Source organism: Ensifer sp. ENS11, from assembly GCF_014851895.1.
Lineage (GTDB): Bacteria > Pseudomonadota > Alphaproteobacteria > Rhizobiales > Rhizobiaceae > Ensifer > Ensifer canadensis.
This window is the reverse complement of record NZ_JACVAN010000003.1, coordinates 335,659-351,912: the sequence shown is the minus strand read 5'-3', so window position 1 is coordinate 351,912 and position 16,254 is coordinate 335,659. Positions and strand designations below refer to the sequence as shown.

Below are 16,254 nucleotides of genomic sequence, written 5' to 3'. Positions count from 1 at the left end.
GGGTCAGAAGCGCCGGGCGGACCACGAGATCCGCCCGGTCTTGAGCGCTTACTTGAAGAGCGCTTCAGCGTCTTCGATTGAAAGGGCGCTGGTGTAGGAGTAGTAGCCCGGCTTGCCGTCGACCTGCTTGGCGGCATCCGCCAGGTTCTTGGAGTCGATGAACGGGATCGGCAGGTACATGGCGTTCTTGTACTGGCCAGCCGTTGCCGGTTCCTTCAGTTCCTTGCCCTGCAGCATGAGGACGGCGACATTGAGCGCGCTTGCCATGACGCCGGGCGGATTGACGGTCGCGCCGGAGTTCAGCTTATCCTTGCTCCAGAGATCGATGAAGTCCTTGCGGATCTCGCCGGTTGCTGCGATCTGGCTGGCCTTGCCGGCATCCATGATCGACTTCCAGGCGCCGGCAGCCATGCCGTCCTGCACGACGACGCCGTTGACGTCAGGATAGGTCGCCAGGATGTTCTGCATGGCCTGTTGGCCCTGCGCCTGATCCCAGTTGGCGTTGACCTCGTTGACGACTTGGATATCCGGATAGTCCTTGAAGACGCTCTTATAGCCGGCGACCCGCATCTCGTTTGCCGGGTGGCCTGCGACGCCGTTGATCGCCACGACCTTGCCCTTACCACCGAGCGTTTCGGCAAGCCACTTGGCACCGGCCGCACCCCATGCCGTCTGGTCGATGCCGACATAGGTGGCATCCGGCGAAGAGACTTCGGCATCAGTGGCGATCACCAGAATGCCCGCTTCCTTCGCCTGCGCGAAGATCGGGTCGAAGGCCGTCGGGCTGTTGGGGTTGATGATGATGGCGTTGACGCCCTCGGCAATGAAATTGCGCACATGGGCGATCTGCCCGGGCACGTCGACATTGGCGCTCTGGACGCTGACTTCGACGTCGACGCCCTTTTCCTTCCATTTTTCCGCGGCCGCCTTGGCCTCGTCGATCATCTGCGTGCGCCACTCGCTGCCGACCCAACCATTGGACAGACCAATCTTGAAGGTCTCGGCATTGGCGAGCGAGGCGGAGATGGCAATGGATGCGACGGTGCCGAGTGCTACGGCGATAAGCTTCTTCATAAGATCCTCCCAAAATCTTGCGAGAACCATGAAGCCAGAAAATGTAATCGATTTCAATGGGGGTTTTCAGCGATTTTTGATGGGTTTTTCGAATTTCTGTCGTGAACCTGCGCAAGGTGTGATCTGGCCGGGCCAATCGCCCGGATTGCTGGGGAAAGTTGGCGCTTTCCGTGCCGCTCGTCCCCACTTGGCCGTATGTGTCCTTGGCCATCGAGGCGGCACATGCAAAAGCAAGGCAAGGCGAAAGCTCGATTCGCATCCGCACTCGGCCAAAGCAGGACCGCGACCATGAAATGACAGAAGCGATGAGCGGTTTTGCAGAAGCCGCCTTCAACCCAGCGACCTGTTGCTGGAACTGCAACACTTCGTTGCTCGCCGACCGGCTAGCCGGCATTTGCCCTCAGCCAATAGTGTTAAGTTTGGGCAAAGAACAACAACTGGTCCCCAACCAGAGGAGAACATCATGACCGGAAAACCCGGAGCCGCCGCAGGCGGGCTCTATCTGCACATCCTTGTGCTCGCGATCGTCATCGTCTCCGAGCTGATCGGCATTCAACGCCTGTCGATCAGCCTCGGCACCGTGATCTTCCTGCCGATCCTTTATGCCTTCGCACTCGGCATCATGCTCAATCCCGCCATTTTCAAGGCGAGCGCCAAGTTCATTTCCAAGGATGCGGTCAAGCTGTCCGGCGCCATGATCACCGTTGCGATCATGCCTTTCATTGCCAAGTTCGGCACAACAGTCGGACCACAGATCTCCAAGATCATCGAGGCCGGACCGGCACTCGTGCTCCAGGAACTCGGCAATCTCGGCACGATCCTCATCGCCTTCCCGGTCGCCGTGTTCCTATTGAAGATGGGCCGCGAAGCCGTCGGCGCCACCTATTCGATCGATCGCGAGCCCAACATCGCGCTGATCGCCGACAAATACGGCCTCAACTCGCCGGAAGGCGCCGGCGCCATGGGAGTCTATGCCACCGGCACACTCATCGGCACATTCGTCTTCGCGATCATGCCGCCGCTCGTCCACGGCCTCGGCATCTTCGACGTGCGCGCTCTTGCCATGTCCTGCGGCGTCGGCTCCGGCTCGATGCTTGCGGCCTGCACCGGCGGTCTCGTCGCCGTCGTTCCGGACCAGAAGGACATCATCCTGGCGCTGGCAGCGGCCAGCAACATCCTGACCTACGCGACCGGCCTTTATGTCGGCATGTTCGTCGCCCTGCCGCTGACGGAATGGCTTTACAACAAAGCCCGCCCGTCCGACCGCAAAACAGCCTGATCGGGGAGACAGGAACAATGGCCAATCAAACCAACACCACCACCAATCTTGCTGATGACCTGCCGCTGAATGCGGAAGATGAGCGCAAAATCGATGTCGTCAAACACTCCGGGCTGCTGCTGATCGCCTGCGCCATCGGCCTGATCGCCAACTGGGTCGGAACGGGCACGTCGCCGCTCATCGCCCTGCCGGGCATGGCGGTGCTCTATGTCGCCTGCATCATCGGCCTCGGCTTTGCCCGCTTCGTACCCTTTTACCTGCCTGGTGTCGCCTGGGTATCGCTGATCGCGATCCTGATCACCATTCCCGGCGTCCCGGGGGCTGCCTGGGTCAGCGAACAGGTCGAGCACCTGAACTTCCTGGCGCTCGCCACGCCGGCGCTTGCCTATGGCGGCCTGGCGCTGACAGCGAGCGAATTCGCCATCGCCCGTCGTTCGGGCTGGAAGATCGTCATCGTGGCGATCTGCGTGATGATCGGAACCTATATGGGCTCCGTCGTCGTTGCCGACCTGTTCCTGAGATTGGGCCAGTAGGATAGAACAGCAGGCCGGCCGCGTTTGCGGCCGGTTTCCAATGTGCAGAGACAGGATGAACGAGATGAGCCGCCACGACATCAGCCCCGACCGTATCGCGGAAACGATCGCCTGGCGCCATCACCTGCACGCCCACCCGGAACTCGCCTTCGAGGAACGGGAAACCTCCGCCTTCATTGCCGGCAAGCTTGCCGAATGGGGCATCGCGACCAAAACCGGCTATGCCGGCACCGGCCTTGTCGGCACGCTGTCACGCGGTACTTCGACCCGCGCCATCGCCATCCGCGCCGACATGGACGCGCTGCCGATCGTCGAGGCCAGCGGCGTTGCCTACGCGTCGAAAACATCCGGCAAGATGCATGCCTGCGGCCATGACGGTCACGTCTCGATGCTGCTCGCCGCGGCGCGACAAGCCTCCGAGATGGATTTCGACGGTACCGTACACTTCATTTTCCAGCCGGCGGAAGAAGCGGAAGGTGGCGCCCGCGCCATGGTCGCCGACGGCCTCTTCCGTGATTTTCCGGCTGACGCAGTCTATGCCCTGCACAATTGGCCGGCGCTTAACGTCGGCACCTGCGTTGCCCGCGACGACGCGATGATGGCCGCCTTCGGCGTGTTCGAAATCCGCATCACCGGCAGAGGCGCCCACGGGGCGATGCCGCATGAGGGCGCCGACCCGCTGGTTGCCGCAGCCCAGATCGTCTCCGCGCTGCAGACGATTGCCAGCCGCAACGTCTCGCCGCTCGACGCAGCCGTCGTCTCCGTGACCCAGATCCACGGCGGCGATGCCTGGAATGTCATCCCGCAGGAAGCTGTCATCCGCGGCACGACACGCTGGTTTGCGAAAGAAGTCGGAGAAATCCTCGAAAAGCGCATGCGGACGCTGACGGCGGCCATCGCCGAGGGCCTCGGCTGCAGCGCCGATCTCGACTATCAGTACCGCTATCCCGCCACGATCAACGATGCTGCATCGGCCGCCTTCGTGCGCTCGGTCGCAGCAAAGGACAGTGCCCTTTCGGTCGTCGATGCCGCCCCCAGCATGGCTGCGGAAGATTTCGCCTTCATGCTGGAGGAACGCCCCGGCTGTTACCTCTGGCTCGGCGCACGCCGCGAAGGCGCCAACCCCGGCCTGCATTCACCGCACTACGATTTCAACGATGCGATCGTTCCGCAGGGCGTCGACCTCTGGACAAGGCTGATCGCCACATCTCTTGGTCGTTGACCTCAAACCGTTTCCGTCGCACATGACCACCATGGACGTGCTCGACGCGAAAGCGCTCAAGATTTTTATGGCCGTTGCCCGCATCGGATCGATCCGGGGTGCGGCCGAACACATGGGGCTGGCGCCGTCGGTCGTCAGCCGCCAGATCGCCGACACCGAACGCGAGATCGGCCTTGCGCTGTTCGAACGAACAGCACGCGGCACAGTGCTGACGGATGCCGGCGAACTCGTTCTCGAACACGGCAAGCGTGTTCTTGAAGACAACGGCCTGCTCGCCGAACAGCTCGACCAGATCCGCGGCGTCCAGCAGACGCGCATCCGCATTCGTTGCGGCGAAGGTTTCATGGCGGACCTTGTCGAACACGGGCTGTCGTCATTCTCGAGGGCGCATTCATATGTCCGCTATATCGTCGAACTCGGCAGCACCGAGGACGTGGTCGATGCCATCGCCAACAGCGACGCGGATATCGGCATCGCCTACACACCGCTGACGGACCCGCGCATCCGGGCGCTGGCAATCGCCCGCCAGCCGCTTTGCGTCATTGCTCCGATCGGGCATGCCCTCGCCAGCCGCACCGGTCTGAAACTGGCGGACTGTCTGACCTCGCCCTGCGCCATGCTCGGCAAAGGCAACGGCGTCACCCAGATCGTTGCCCGCGTCGCCGCCGACGCCGGCATGGCACTGGCGCCGTTGCTCGAAACTCATTCGATCGAAGTGTTGCGCCGTTTCGTCGCCTCCGGTCTCGGCGTCACCTTCCTGCCGAGGACCGCCGTCTCCGGCGAAATCGACCGCGGCGTCATGCAGGCGGTCGACCTTGAAGATCCGCTGCTGCGCGAGGCGAGCGCTCACCTGATGGTGCGTGCGCATCGCCGCCTGCCGCTCTCGGTAGAAAAACTCGGCCAGCATCTCGCGCAGGAAATGCAGTCCTTCAAAGCCTGAGGCTTACCGAACCGGCATCCGGACGGCCCGTTCTGCACTCAGTTCCACCGACAGGAAACCTTTACGCGAGTTGACCGTTGTAGCTCCAGGACAGAGGAGAAGGTTGAATGGCATCCGTCCGATACATCGTCGCGGACGTCGACGAGGCGGTCGCGTTTTATCGAGACAATCTCGATTTCAAGATCGACAAGCACAACCCGGGCAAGTTCGCCGCGCTGCTGCGCGACGACCTGACGCTGTATCTCAGCGCCCCAGGTGCCGGGAGCGGTGGTCAGGCCGGCGGTGATCCGAAGCCGGGCGGGTGGAACCGATTTATGATCATTACAAACGAGGTCGATGTCCTCATTGAGCGGTTGCGCCGCGCTGATGCAAGATTCCGTGGTGAAATCAGCGACGGCGGTGCCGGCCGCGCCATCCTACTCGAAGATCCGTCGGGCAACGTCATCGAGCTATTCGAGTTCAAGAAGGACTGAACCTGACGTAAAGCTGATGGCGGCGGGCGGTTGCCTTCGATACGTCGTCTGCTCATGGTCATGGCGCGTTCCGCCACCGACGTCAGGTTCCCGTCTTTGACCAAACGGACGGGCCGGAATCCACGCCCATCTCAGTCGTCCGGTTTATGGGTTCACGGCTTAGATCATCGCCGTGGGCAAAGCGGCCACCAGCGCATCGACCGCAAGACGGACTTTCAGCGGCAAGTGCGGCGTGCGCAACCAAAGGGCATAGTTGTCGAACACATATCCCGGCTCGCCTTGCAACACTTCGACAAGGACGCCGGACTTGATGCGGTGGCGAACGAGCCACGACGGCAACCAGGCCAGCCCCATTCCGGCAGCCGCAGCATCGGCGATGGCCTCGAGATCGTCCAGCCGCAAGCGATTGGCGGGCGTCACTTCCAAAACCTGCCGCCCGTCGCGCGGGAAAAGCCAGGGATGCACCCATCCAGGTCTATTATATGTCACCGCATGATGGCCGCCCAGATCGTCGATCTGTCTCGGGGTGCCATGGCGCTCGACATAGGACGGCGATGCGCACACAACCATGCTGTGGCTGGCAAGCCGACGGGCGATCAGCCCGGACCTGTCCTCCAGAGTGCCGGTGCGGATGGCAAGGTCGTAACCATCCTCGGCGAGATCGACGATGCGATCGCCGAAGGAGAGCTCAAGCTCGAGCCTTGGGTATTTCCGGGCAAACTCCATCAGAATGGGCGCGACGCACCGCCGGCCGAGCAGCGCCGGCATGGTGACGCGCAACCGACCGCGCGGCTCGGAAAGCTGATCGGCCGCAAGTGCGTCTGCCGCTTCGGCCTCCGCAAGGATGACACGGCAGCGGTCATAATAGGCGCGACCGAATTCGGTCAGGCTCTGTCGACGCGTCGTGCGGTTGATCAGACGCACGCCGAGCCGCTCTTCGAGAAACCGAACATGCTTGCCGACCATCGGCCCGGAAAGGTCGAGCGCTTCCGAGGCGGCCGCAAACGAGCCGAGATCCACGGCTTTGACGAACACCGCCATGCTCGTAAGGCGATCCATATTCGAAACTCCTGGTTTCTACTGCTCTGCCAAATCCGACATTTATCGAATTCCAGCCGACGCGCATAGCTTATTCAGTTCAATCATTACGGAGTTTATGGCTGATGGCACGCGTCGTTCGTTTTCATGAGCATGGTGGTCCGGAGGTTCTGCGCATTGAGGATCACGATGTTGCCGGACCCGGTACCGGCGAGGTCCAGATTCGCGTCAAGGCCCTTGGCCTCAATCGCGCCGAGGCGCTGCTGCGCTCGGGCCGGTACATCGAGACGCCGACATTGCCGTCCGGTCTTGGCCTCGAGGCTGCGGGGGTGATCGAAACGATTGGCGGCGGGGTCGACGGTTTCGCGCCAGGCGACGCCGTCAGCATCATTCCGCCGATATCGATGGTCCGCTGGCCCGCCTATGGTGAGCTGGTCACCGTCCCTGCCGCGCAGGTGGTCAAGCATCCGCCGTCGCTCAACTGGGAAGCGGCAGCAGCCGTCTGGATGCAATATCTCACGGCCTATGGCGCCCTGATCGACATCGCCAAGCTCGGCAGGCAAGATTTGGTCGTGATCACCGCCGCCTCGAGCAGTGTCGGATTGGCGGCCATCCAGATCGCCAACCTGGTCGGCGCAACCGCAATTGCCGTCACGCGAACCTCTGCCAAGAAGCAGGCCTTGTTCGATTTCGGCGCAGCCCATGTGATCGCCTCAGCGGAGGAAGACCTGGAAGCCCGACTGAAGGAGATTGCCGGTCCGCAGGGCATCCACGTGGTATTCGACCCGATCGGCGGGCCGATATTCGAACCGCTGACGGCGGCGATGTCACATGGCGGCATCCTGATCGAATATGGCGGCCTCAGCCCTGAGCCCACGCCTTTTCCGCTGTTTGCCGTCCTCAGCAAGACGCTGACGTTGCGTGGTTACCTCGTCCACGAGATCATCGGTAATCCCCAGCGGCTGGAGGCGGCCAAGGCCTTCATCCTCGACGGGCTGACCTCAGGTTCGTTGCAACCGGTCATCGCCAGGACCTTTCCGTTCGAGCAGATCGTCGAGGCGCATCGCTATCTCGAGACGAACGAACAGTTCGGCAAGATCGTCGTGACAATCTGACGATTGGAGCATTTCCAGGAAAAGAGCCAAGCGGTTTTCCGTCGGGAATGCCTAAAGCAAACGGATCGGGCGTTTCTGCCACTCCGCCAAAACCGGAAACGCTCGATGCCTCGGGCCGGCATCCGCTGAACCACCGACGTTGCGGCGCCAGCAACGCAGTGTACCGGCCCCGCCGTCTACCCGCCCCGAATACCCCGTGCCACCTTCTCAGCACCAAAACAAACGCTGAGGGTGACACCGGATATGACGACGAAAGAGAGAGCGATAGGCGTGGTCGGGCTTGGAGCCATGGGGCTCGGCATGGCGACCACGCTCGCCAGCAACGGCTTTGCGGTGAAGGGCTTCGACCTTTCCGACGGCAGACGCAAGCTGGCGGACGAAGGCGGTGTGGCGCCTTGCGAAACGCTTGCCGACGTCTTCGTCGATACCGATTTCATCGTTTTCTCGCTGCCGACCGCCAAGGACGTCGCAGCCGTCGTCGAGGCCAATCTTGACGCCCTGAAGGCTGCCGACGACCGTGTCGTCATCATCGACACGTCCACGTCGGAACCCGACGTTTCGCGCGATCTCGCCGCCGGTCTCAACGCACTTGGCCACGGTTTCCTCGATGCGCCCGTCTCGGGCGGGCCGGCGGGTGCTGCAAGCGGCATGCTGACGATGATGATCGGCGGCAGTGACGCCGATGTTACCCGCGCGAAAATGGTGATCGATGCGATGGCGGCCAAGGCCCTGCATGTGGGCCCAAGCGGTGCCGGCAATGTCGCCAAGCTCGTCAACAACTTGCTTGCAGCCGCCCATATGGTGACGACGGGCGAGGGCCTGAAGCTGGCGCTTTCGGCAGGGCTAGAGCCCGAACAGGCGCTCAAGGTGCTGAACGCCGCCTCGGGCAAATCGATGATCAGCGAAGTGCATTTCCCGACCTGGGTGATGAACGACCGCTTCGACAGCGGCTTCACCATGGGCCTGATGCGCAAGGACGTGCGGCTTGCAAGTGAGCTTGCCGCCCGCACCGGCGCCGCACTGCCGCTTTCGGCGGCAGTCGCTCGGCTCTGGGCCGAAAGCCCGCTCGACAATGCCGACGACTTCACCCGCATGGGCGCCTTTCGCGCCACGGCCAACGACAACTGAGACGACAAGGGGAAGACAATGAACGACATGACCATGCCGGCCGCCAAGGCCGAGCGCATCCGCGCGCTGTTTCATGGCTTCCTGCCCGGCAGCGAGATCGGAAGCTATGTCGACGGCGTGCTGGTGGCAGGCTCCGGGCCTGAGCAGAACCTGACCGACCCGGCGACCGGCGAGGTTTTCGCCACGTTCAAGGACGCCGGCAACGACGTCATCGATGCGGGCATGGAAGCGGCGACGCGGGCGCAGCGCGAGTGGATGGCCATGACGGCATCCGCCCGCGGCCGGGTGATGAACGAGATCGCCCGCAAGATCCGTGAGCGCGCACCGGAACTGGCCGAGCTCGAAAGCCGTTCCGCTGGCCGGCCGATCCGCGATATCCGCGGCGAAGCGCTGCGGGTCGCCGAGATGTTCGAATATTATGCCGGCTGGTGCGACAAGCTGCACGGCGAGGTCATTCCGGTCCCGACCTCACACCTGAACTACATCAGGCACGAACCGGTCGGCGTCGTTGCCCAGATCACGCCCTGGAACGCGCCGCTCTTTACCGGCGGCTGGCAGATCGCACCGGCGATCTGCGCCGGCAACGGCGTCGTGATCAAACCGTCGGAGCTGACGCCGCTCAGCACGCTTGTCCTCGGAGCACTTTGCGAGGCGGGCGGCGCACCGCGCGGACTCGTCAACGTCATCGCCGGCCAGGGCGTGACCGCAGGCGCCGCGATGGTTGCCCATCAGCAGACAGCGCTCGTCGTCTTCGTCGGCTCGGCCCAGGCCGGATCTGCGATTGCGGCAGCAGCTGCGAAGAACGTCGTGCCCTGCATTCTCGAACTCGGCGGCAAGTCCGGCAACATCGTCTTTGCCGATGCGGATGTCGGCCGGGCGATCGTCGGCGCGCAGTCGGCCATCTTCTCGGGCGCCGGCCAGAGCTGCGTTGCCGGTTCCCGTCTGTTGATCCACCGCTCGGTGCATCAGCAATTCGTCGAGCGTTATGCCCGCGCCGCCGAACGCATCCCGGTCGGCGATCCCTATCTCGACGCCACCCAGATTGGCCCGATCAACAATGCCCGCCAATGGGCAAAGATCGACGAGATGGTGCGCCAGGGTGTTGCCGAAGGCGCAACGCTTGCAACCGGCGGCGCCAAGCCCGCAGCGCTTTCGTCCTCCGGCGGCTTCTTCTTTGCCCCGACCATCCTCGACAACGTCAAGCCCGACATGACCATCGCGCGCGAGGAAGTCTTCGGCCCGGTCGTCGGCGTCACGGTCTTTGACGACGAGGAAGAAGCGGTGGCGCTTGCCAACAACAACCCTTACGGTCTCGCGGGCGCTGTGTGGACACGGGACGTCGGGCGAGCCCACCGCATGGCCGCGCGCGTGCGCGCCGGCACGTTCTGGATCAATGGCTACAAGACGATCAGCGTGATGTCGCCCTTCGGCGGCTTCGGCCGCTCCGGATACGGCCGCTCCAGCGGCCGCGACGCGCTGCTCGCCTACACCCAGACAAAGAGCGTCTGGGTCGAAACCGCGGAAAATCCTGCCGTCGTCTTCGGCTATGCCCCGGAGGCGTAGGGCAGTCGAGCGAATGAAATGACAGAAGGGCCGGCGACGCCGACCCTTCTCTCTTGCTCGGGGCCGTTTCGTCAGGCGGCGCGGCTCCAGCTTTCGCGCGTTGCAACACCTTCCAGCTTGAACTTCGCCAGCATCTTGCGGAGCTGGCGGCTTTCTTCGGCGAGCGTTCCGCTCGCAGCCGTCGTTTCTTCAACCATTGCCGCATTCTGCTGGGTCATCTGGTCCATGTGGTTGACCGAGGTATTGATCTGCTGCAGTGCGGTTGCCTGTTCGCGTGCGGCGGTCGCGATCGTATTGACGTGGCCGCTGACATTGTTGACCAGGGTCTCGATCTCCAACAGCGCCTCGCCGGTCGAGCGCACCAGCGACACGCCGTTTTCGACCTCGCTTGCGGAGCTGTGGATCAGCGTCTTGATCTCCTTGGCGGCGTTCGCCGAACGCTGCGCCAACTCGCGGACTTCCTGGGCGACGACGGCAAAGCCGCGTCCGGCCTCGCCGGCACGGGCGGCCTCGACGCCAGCGTTGAGCGCCAGTAGATTGGTCTGGAAGGCGATCTCGTCGATCACCGAGATGATCTGGTTGATCCGGTTCGACGAATCCTCGATGCGGCCCATGGCGTCGATTGCGCTGCGCACGATCGCACCCGATCGTCCGGCACTGTCCTTGGTGGCGCGCACCATCTCGTGCGCCTCATTGGCCCGCGCAGACGCGGTCCGGACCGTCGAGGTGATTTCGTCGAGGGCCGCCGCTGTCTCTTCGAGTGCTGCCGCCTGTTGCTCGGTACGCTTCGACAAATCGTTAGCCGCCGAGCTCAACTCCACCGAATTGTCGTTGATCGTGCCCGCCGCAGTACGGACGTTCTGCATCGTCGAGCGCAGGGTCACCATCGTGGCGTTGACGTTGGTCTGAAGCTCGGCGAACGCGCCGTGGAATTCACCGCGCATGGATTGCGTCAGGTCGGCGTCTGCGAGTGCTGCCACGACGCGGCGGACCTCGTTGACCGTCAAATCGACGCTCGATACCAGCTCGTTGACGCTGGCGGCAAAGCGGTTGAGGTCCTCGTTATCGTAGTCCTTGGTGATGCGACCGGTGAAATCGCCGGCAACGGCCGCGGCAACCACGATGCTGATGTTGGACTGGAGATCGCTGCTGCGTGCATGCAGCGCCGCCTCCTGGGCCTTCATGTCGCGCATGCTGATGGCGTTCTTGCGGAAGACTTCGACGGCGCGGCCCATCTCGCCGATCTCGTCGCGGCGTGAAGAGTCAGCGCCATCGCCATCAAGCTTGCCGTCGGCAAGTTCGCTCATGATCGACGTCAGCGTTTGCACCGGAAGCACGATGCCGCGGCGCGCGACGAGCAGGCTGACGGCCACGCCGAAGACGATACAGGCGCCGGCTGCAGCCAAGAGGATCGTCATCGCGACGGAGGAAGATTCGAGCGCCTCGGCGCGAGCAGCGGCAAGAGCATCGCCGGAATAGGTGCTGTAGGCCTTGACGGCGGACGTCACGGTCTTCTGGGCGTCGAGCGCCTTGTCGAGCGCGGCCTTGACGGCAGCGGCGTCGGCGCCATTCGATCCGGCGACGGCAATCATTGCGCGGATCTCGTCGAAGTAGCTGTTCAGCGTCGTGCGGATGTCGTTGAGAAGCTTGTCCTCGGCATCGTCGGCGACCGCCTCGATCTTGGTGACGCGAGCGAGCATTTCAGCGGCGCGCGTTTCCGTTTCCGCACCGAACTCCGAAGCCTTACCGGGCGTTGCCGCAAGTTGATAGGTCATGCGGCTGATGGCGATGATATCGACCCTGAGGTCCATCGCCTCGCGCGCGGCTTCTTCGCGGGCGCCGACTTCGACGATCGTCGTGCCGAGTGAAGAGAGCCCGCGCGCACCGGCAAGGGCGATCAGGGTTGACGAAATGCCCATGACCACGACCACGAGGCCGACCTTGGTCAATATCGATAAATTCTTGAACGCCACTGCCGTGACTCCTGTGATGTCGCGATCGCGCTGGTTTGCAGGACATGGTCGGCCAAACCGGTGGGAGGAGACCCGGAATGTTGCGCGCGCTCCGAGGGAGGAGGCGGAGATCTCAAGCGCACCGACCGAGAGATACTTAGTAATTGCGAATTTAAATTAGCGTCAAAACAGCAACATCAGGATCGGCCCGGCCAAGGCGGCGCCCATCCGAACGGCCTTTCAAACGCAAAGCGGGCGGGCGATTTCTCGCCCGCCCGCAGACCGCCGCAGCAGTCTTGGGAGATCATTTCTTGCCGTAGCCGCCGCCCGTGGGCGTGACGACGGTAAAGGCCTCGCCGGCTTCCAGAACCGTATGGGCGCAGCCCGACAGCTCTTCGGTTCGCCCGTCGTTGCGACGGACGAGGTTCTGGCCGAGATTGCCGGGCTCACCGCCCTTGATGCCGAAGGGTGCAACACGGCGGTGACCGGAAAGGATCGCGAAGTCGAGCTTTTCCCGGGCACGAATGGTGCGTTTCGTGCCGTCGCCGGCCGACCACTTACCCTTGCCGCCGGAGCCGCGGCGGATGTGGAAGTCCTCCAGCACCACCGGGAAGCGGGTCTCAAGAATTTCCGGATCGGTCAGACGCGAATTGGTCATATGGGTGTGGACCGCATCGGCGCCATTGTAACCCGGCCCCGCCGACGCGCCCGAGCAGATCGTCTCGTAATACTGGTAGTGCGCGTTGCCGAAGGTCAGATTGTTCATCGTGCCTTGAGCGCCTGCCTGGCTTTCGACGGCACCGAAGAGGCAGTTGGTGACAGCCTGGCTGACTTCGACATTGCCGGCAACGACCGCTGCGGGATAACGCGGGGTCAGCATCGTGCCTTCCGGGATGACGATGTGGATCGGCCTGAGGCAACCGGCGTTCATCGGGATATCGGCCTCGACGAGAACGCGGAAGACATAAAGCACCGCCGCCCGAGTGACCGGAGCGGGCGCATTGAAATTGTCCGAACGCTGTTCCGACGTGCCGGTGAAGTCGACGGTGGCCTCGCGCTTGTCACGATCGACGGTGATCTTCACCACGATCTTGCAGCCCTGATCCATCTCGTAGGAGAATTCGCCGTTAGGCAGTTGGTCCAGCACGCGGCGCACGCTTTCGGCGGCATTGTCCTGGACGTGGCCCATATAGGCCTCAACGACATCCTCGCCGAACTGCGCGATCATCTTCTTGAGTTCCGCCACGCCCTTTTCGTTGGCGGCAACCTGCGCCTTCAGGTCGTTGACGTTCTGCACGATGTTGCGAACCGGATAGCGCGCGCCATTGAGCAACGCCTCAAGTTCGGCCTCGCAGAAGCGGCCGGCATCGATGAGCTTGAAGTTGTCGATATAGACGCCTTCTTCCTCGATGTTGGTCGCCAGCGGCGACATTGAGCCGGGCGAAATTCCGCCGATATCGGCATGATGGCCGCGGCTTGCGACCCAGAATCGGATCTCCCTGCCCTGGTCGTCGAACACGGGCGTGCAGACGGTCAGGTCGGGCAGATGTGTGCCACCGTTATAGGGCGCATTGATCAGGAAGACGTCGCCGGGGTGAATGACCGGGTTCTCGCGGATCGCAGTTGCGACCGAGGCATCCATCGAGCCCAGATGCACCGGCATGTGCGGCGCATTGGCAACGAGATTGCCCCTGTTGTCGAAGACCGCGCAGGAGAAATCGAGACGCTCCTTGATGTTCACGGAGTAGGCGGTGTTCTGCAGAGTCACGCCCATCTGCTCGGCGATCGACATGAAGAGATTGTTGAAAATCTCGAGCATGACCGGATCGGCCTTGGTGCCGATCGCGCTGCGCGCCGGCAGCGCCTTGACGCGGCGAAGCACGATATGGTCCTTGGCAGTCAGTTCCCCCTGCCAGCCGTCCTCGACGATAACGGTCTGGTTCGGCTCGATGATGATCGCCGGACCTTCAAGGCGTTGGCCCGGCTTGATCTCGGAGCGAAGCGCCACCGGCGCATCGTGGAACTGGCCCTGGGAATAGAAGCGGGTGCTGCGGCTAAGCGCGGGCGCGCCTGCCGTCGTCGCCAGGCCTTCACCTTCCATCTGGGCAGCGCCGCCGCCGACGGTTTCGACCTCGACAGCGTCGATCACCAGCGCCTTGTTGTCGGCGACGAAGCCGAAGCGGCGCTTGTGCAAGGTCTCGAATTCGGCGCGTAGGCGGGCGATATCGTCATGCCCGGGGAAGGTCGCATCGACAGCCAGGACCGTGTCGGTGCCGGCATAGCGGATATGGGCGCGAAGATGGGTGCGGATCTCGTTGCGGCCGATGCCCTGTGCTTCGAGTTCGCCGAGGCATTCGACCTGCAGGTCGGACCCAAGCTCGGCAAGCGCCGAAGGCGCCTTGTCGTCGAGCGCAACGCCGAGCGCCTTCTGACGGGTGGCGCGGATATCGGCGAGCCCCATGCCATAGGCCGACAGCAGGCCGGACATAGGATGCACCAGAATGCTCTTCATCCCCAGCTGATCGGCGACAAGGCAGGCATGCTGGCCACCGGCGCCGCCGAAGCAGCTGAGCGCGTAACGCGTCACGTCATAGCCGCGCTGGACCGAGATCTTCTTGATCGCCTCGACCATGTTGGCGACCGCAATGCGGATGAAACCGTCGGCAACATCCTCAGGCGCCCGGCCATCGCCGATTTCGGCTGCCATCGCCGCGAAACGCTGACGCACCGTCTCGACATCGAGCCGCTCGTTCTGCTCCGGCCCGAACAGCGCCGGGAAGAATTCCGGCATCAGCTTGCCGAGCATCACATTGGCATCGGTGACCGCAAGCGGGCCGCCGTTGCGATAGCAGGCAGGGCCCGGATTGGCGCCGGCGGAATCCGGTCCGACGCGGAAGCGCTCGCCGTCGAAATGCAGGATCGAACCGCCGCCGGCGGCAACCGTGTGGATCAGCATCATCGGCGCGCGCACGCGCACGCCGGCGACTTCGGTTTCGAAGGCGCGCTCGTATTCGCCGTCGAAATGGGCAACGTCGGTAGAGGTGCCGCCCATGTCGAAGCCGATGACGCGGTCGAAACCGGCCGCTTCACCGGTTTTGGCCAAGCCGACGACACCGCCAGCCGGACCAGAGAGGATCGCATCCTTGCCCTGGAACATGTCGGCGGCCGTCAGGCCACCCGACGACATCATGAACATGACCCGCGCGCCGGAGCGCTCGACGTCGAGTTCGCTCGACACCTGCGCCACATAGCGGCGCAGCACCGGCGAGAGATAGGCGTCGATGACGGTGGTATCGCCGCGACCGACATATTTGATCAGCGGCGAGACTTCGTGGCTGACCGACACCTGCTCGAAGCCCATTTCGCGGGCAAGCCGGGCGACCAGCGCCTCGTGCTCCGGATATTTATAGGCGTGCATGAAGACGATCGCGACGGTGTTGTAACCCTGGTCGCGAAGCGCCGTCAGCGCCTGGCGCGCCTCGGCCTCATCCAGTGCCTGCTCGACCGTGCCGTCGGCCAGCACCCGTTCGCCGAGCTCCACAATATCCTTGTAGAGCGCTTCCGGCTTGATGATTTCGGTGGCGAAGATGTTCTTGCGCTCCTGGTAACCGATCCTGAGCGCGTCACGGAAACCGCGCGTCGTCACCAGTGCGAGCGGTTCGCCCTTGCGCTCAAGCAGCGCATTGGTCGCGACCGTCGTGCCCATACGCACTTCGCTGATGAGCCCGGTCGGGATCGGCGTGCCGGTCGGCAGGCCAAGATGCAGGCGGATGCCGTGCACGGCGGCATCACGATAGGCTTCCGGATTCTCCGACAGCACCTTGCGCGCATGCAGAACGCCTTGCGGGTCCCTGCCGATCACGTCGGTGAAGGTGCCGCCACGGTCGATCCAGAAGTCCCAGCTGCCGGTTTCGCGTGCGCTCATCGTCCATCCCTC

The 16,254-nt window shown here is 63.3% G+C and carries 12 protein-coding genes; 8 read left to right on the top strand and 4 right to left on the bottom strand.

Going from position 1 to position 16,254, the window contains the following annotated elements; translation table 11 throughout:
• Positions 1-48 precede the first annotated feature (48 nt).
• Positions 49-1,074: an ABC transporter substrate-binding protein gene (locus IB264_RS08645; protein WP_025429274.1), complete on the bottom strand. Its 1,026-nt coding sequence runs from the start codon at positions 1,072-1,074 to the stop codon at positions 49-51.
• A gap of 463 nt (positions 1,075-1,537) precedes the next feature.
• On the opposite strand from IB264_RS08645, the gene IB264_RS08640 reads away from it, so the two are divergent.
• From IB264_RS08640 to IB264_RS08620, 5 genes are all read left to right on the top strand, one after another.
• The gene (locus IB264_RS08640; RefSeq protein WP_107027454.1) at positions 1,538-2,353 is read left to right on the top strand and encodes a DUF3100 domain-containing protein; all 816 of its coding nucleotides are present in this window, start codon (positions 1,538-1,540) and stop codon (positions 2,351-2,353) included.
• A 17-nt stretch (positions 2,354-2,370) separates the two neighbouring features.
• Positions 2,371-2,886, top strand: coding sequence for a hypothetical protein (locus IB264_RS08635; RefSeq protein WP_057222838.1), 516 nt, complete (start codon positions 2,371-2,373; stop codon positions 2,884-2,886).
• Between the two features lie 64 nt (positions 2,887-2,950).
• Complete coding sequence (locus tag IB264_RS08630) at positions 2,951-4,108, top strand: M20 aminoacylase family protein (protein WP_107027547.1); 1,158 nt, start codon at positions 2,951-2,953, stop codon at positions 4,106-4,108.
• A 22-nt stretch (positions 4,109-4,130) separates the two neighbouring features.
• Positions 4,131-5,048 (top strand): LysR family transcriptional regulator, encoded by a 918-nt coding sequence (locus tag IB264_RS08625; RefSeq protein WP_225906260.1) that lies wholly within the window; start codon positions 4,131-4,133, stop codon positions 5,046-5,048.
• A 107-nt stretch (positions 5,049-5,155) separates the two neighbouring features.
• Complete coding sequence (locus IB264_RS08620; protein WP_025429279.1) at positions 5,156-5,521, top strand: VOC family protein; 366 nt, start codon at positions 5,156-5,158, stop codon at positions 5,519-5,521.
• A gap of 159 nt (positions 5,522-5,680) precedes the next feature.
• Here the strand turns inward: IB264_RS08620 and IB264_RS08615 are convergent, their stop codons facing one another.
• The gene (locus IB264_RS08615) at positions 5,681-6,580 is read right to left on the bottom strand and encodes a LysR family transcriptional regulator (protein ID WP_113568484.1); all 900 of its coding nucleotides are present in this window, start codon (positions 6,578-6,580) and stop codon (positions 5,681-5,683) included.
• A gap of 104 nt (positions 6,581-6,684) precedes the next feature.
• On the opposite strand from IB264_RS08615, the gene IB264_RS08610 reads away from it, so the two are divergent.
• The 3 genes from IB264_RS08610 (at position 6,685) to IB264_RS08600 (ending at position 10,365) form a co-directional block, all read left to right on the top strand.
• Positions 6,685-7,674 carry a zinc-dependent alcohol dehydrogenase family protein gene (locus IB264_RS08610; protein WP_025429281.1) on the top strand — a complete coding sequence of 330 codons (990 nt, stop codon included), beginning with the start codon at positions 6,685-6,687 and terminating at the stop codon, positions 7,672-7,674.
• Between the two features lie 243 nt (positions 7,675-7,917).
• Positions 7,918-8,802 carry an NAD(P)-dependent oxidoreductase gene (locus IB264_RS08605; RefSeq protein ID WP_057209852.1) on the top strand — a complete coding sequence of 295 codons (885 nt, stop codon included), beginning with the start codon at positions 7,918-7,920 and terminating at the stop codon, positions 8,800-8,802.
• An 18-nt stretch (positions 8,803-8,820) separates the two neighbouring features.
• Complete coding sequence (locus IB264_RS08600) at positions 8,821-10,365, top strand: aldehyde dehydrogenase family protein (RefSeq protein ID WP_057209853.1); 1,545 nt, start codon at positions 8,821-8,823, stop codon at positions 10,363-10,365.
• Between the two features lie 71 nt (positions 10,366-10,436).
• Here the strand turns inward: IB264_RS08600 and IB264_RS08595 are convergent, their stop codons facing one another.
• A complete protein-coding gene (locus tag IB264_RS08595; protein WP_107027452.1) occupies positions 10,437-12,338 on the bottom strand; it encodes a methyl-accepting chemotaxis protein in 1,902 nt (633 codons plus the stop codon).
• A 283-nt stretch (positions 12,339-12,621) separates the two neighbouring features.
• Entirely contained in the window at positions 12,622-16,242 is a 3,621-nt protein-coding gene (locus tag IB264_RS08590) for a hydantoinase B/oxoprolinase family protein (RefSeq protein WP_107027451.1), read from the bottom strand.
• Positions 16,243-16,254: the final 12 nt, after the last annotated feature.

Bases quoted from the DNA above. Each gene is read 5' to 3' on its own strand.
- IB264_RS08645 (WP_025429274.1), bottom strand. From the start codon at position 1,074: ATGAAGAAGCTTATCGCCGTAGCACTCGGCACCGTCGCATCCATTGCC.
- IB264_RS08640 (WP_107027454.1), top strand. From the start codon at position 1,538: ATGACCGGAAAACCCGGAGCCGCCGCAGGCGGGCTCTATCTGCACATC.
- IB264_RS08635 (WP_057222838.1), top strand. From the start codon at position 2,371: ATGGCCAATCAAACCAACACCACCACCAATCTTGCTGATGACCTGCCG.
- IB264_RS08630 (WP_107027547.1), top strand. From the start codon at position 2,951: ATGAGCCGCCACGACATCAGCCCCGACCGTATCGCGGAAACGATCGCC.
- IB264_RS08625 (WP_225906260.1), top strand. From the start codon at position 4,131: ATGACCACCATGGACGTGCTCGACGCGAAAGCGCTCAAGATTTTTATG.
- IB264_RS08620 (WP_025429279.1), top strand. From the start codon at position 5,156: ATGGCATCCGTCCGATACATCGTCGCGGACGTCGACGAGGCGGTCGCG.
- IB264_RS08615 (WP_113568484.1), bottom strand. From the start codon at position 6,580: ATGGATCGCCTTACGAGCATGGCGGTGTTCGTCAAAGCCGTGGATCTC.
- IB264_RS08610 (WP_025429281.1), top strand. From the start codon at position 6,685: ATGGCACGCGTCGTTCGTTTTCATGAGCATGGTGGTCCGGAGGTTCTG.
- IB264_RS08605 (WP_057209852.1), top strand. From the start codon at position 7,918: ATGACGACGAAAGAGAGAGCGATAGGCGTGGTCGGGCTTGGAGCCATG.
- IB264_RS08600 (WP_057209853.1), top strand. From the start codon at position 8,821: ATGAACGACATGACCATGCCGGCCGCCAAGGCCGAGCGCATCCGCGCG.
- IB264_RS08590 (WP_107027451.1), bottom strand. From the start codon at position 16,242: ATGAGCGCACGCGAAACCGGCAGCTGGGACTTCTGGATCGACCGTGGC.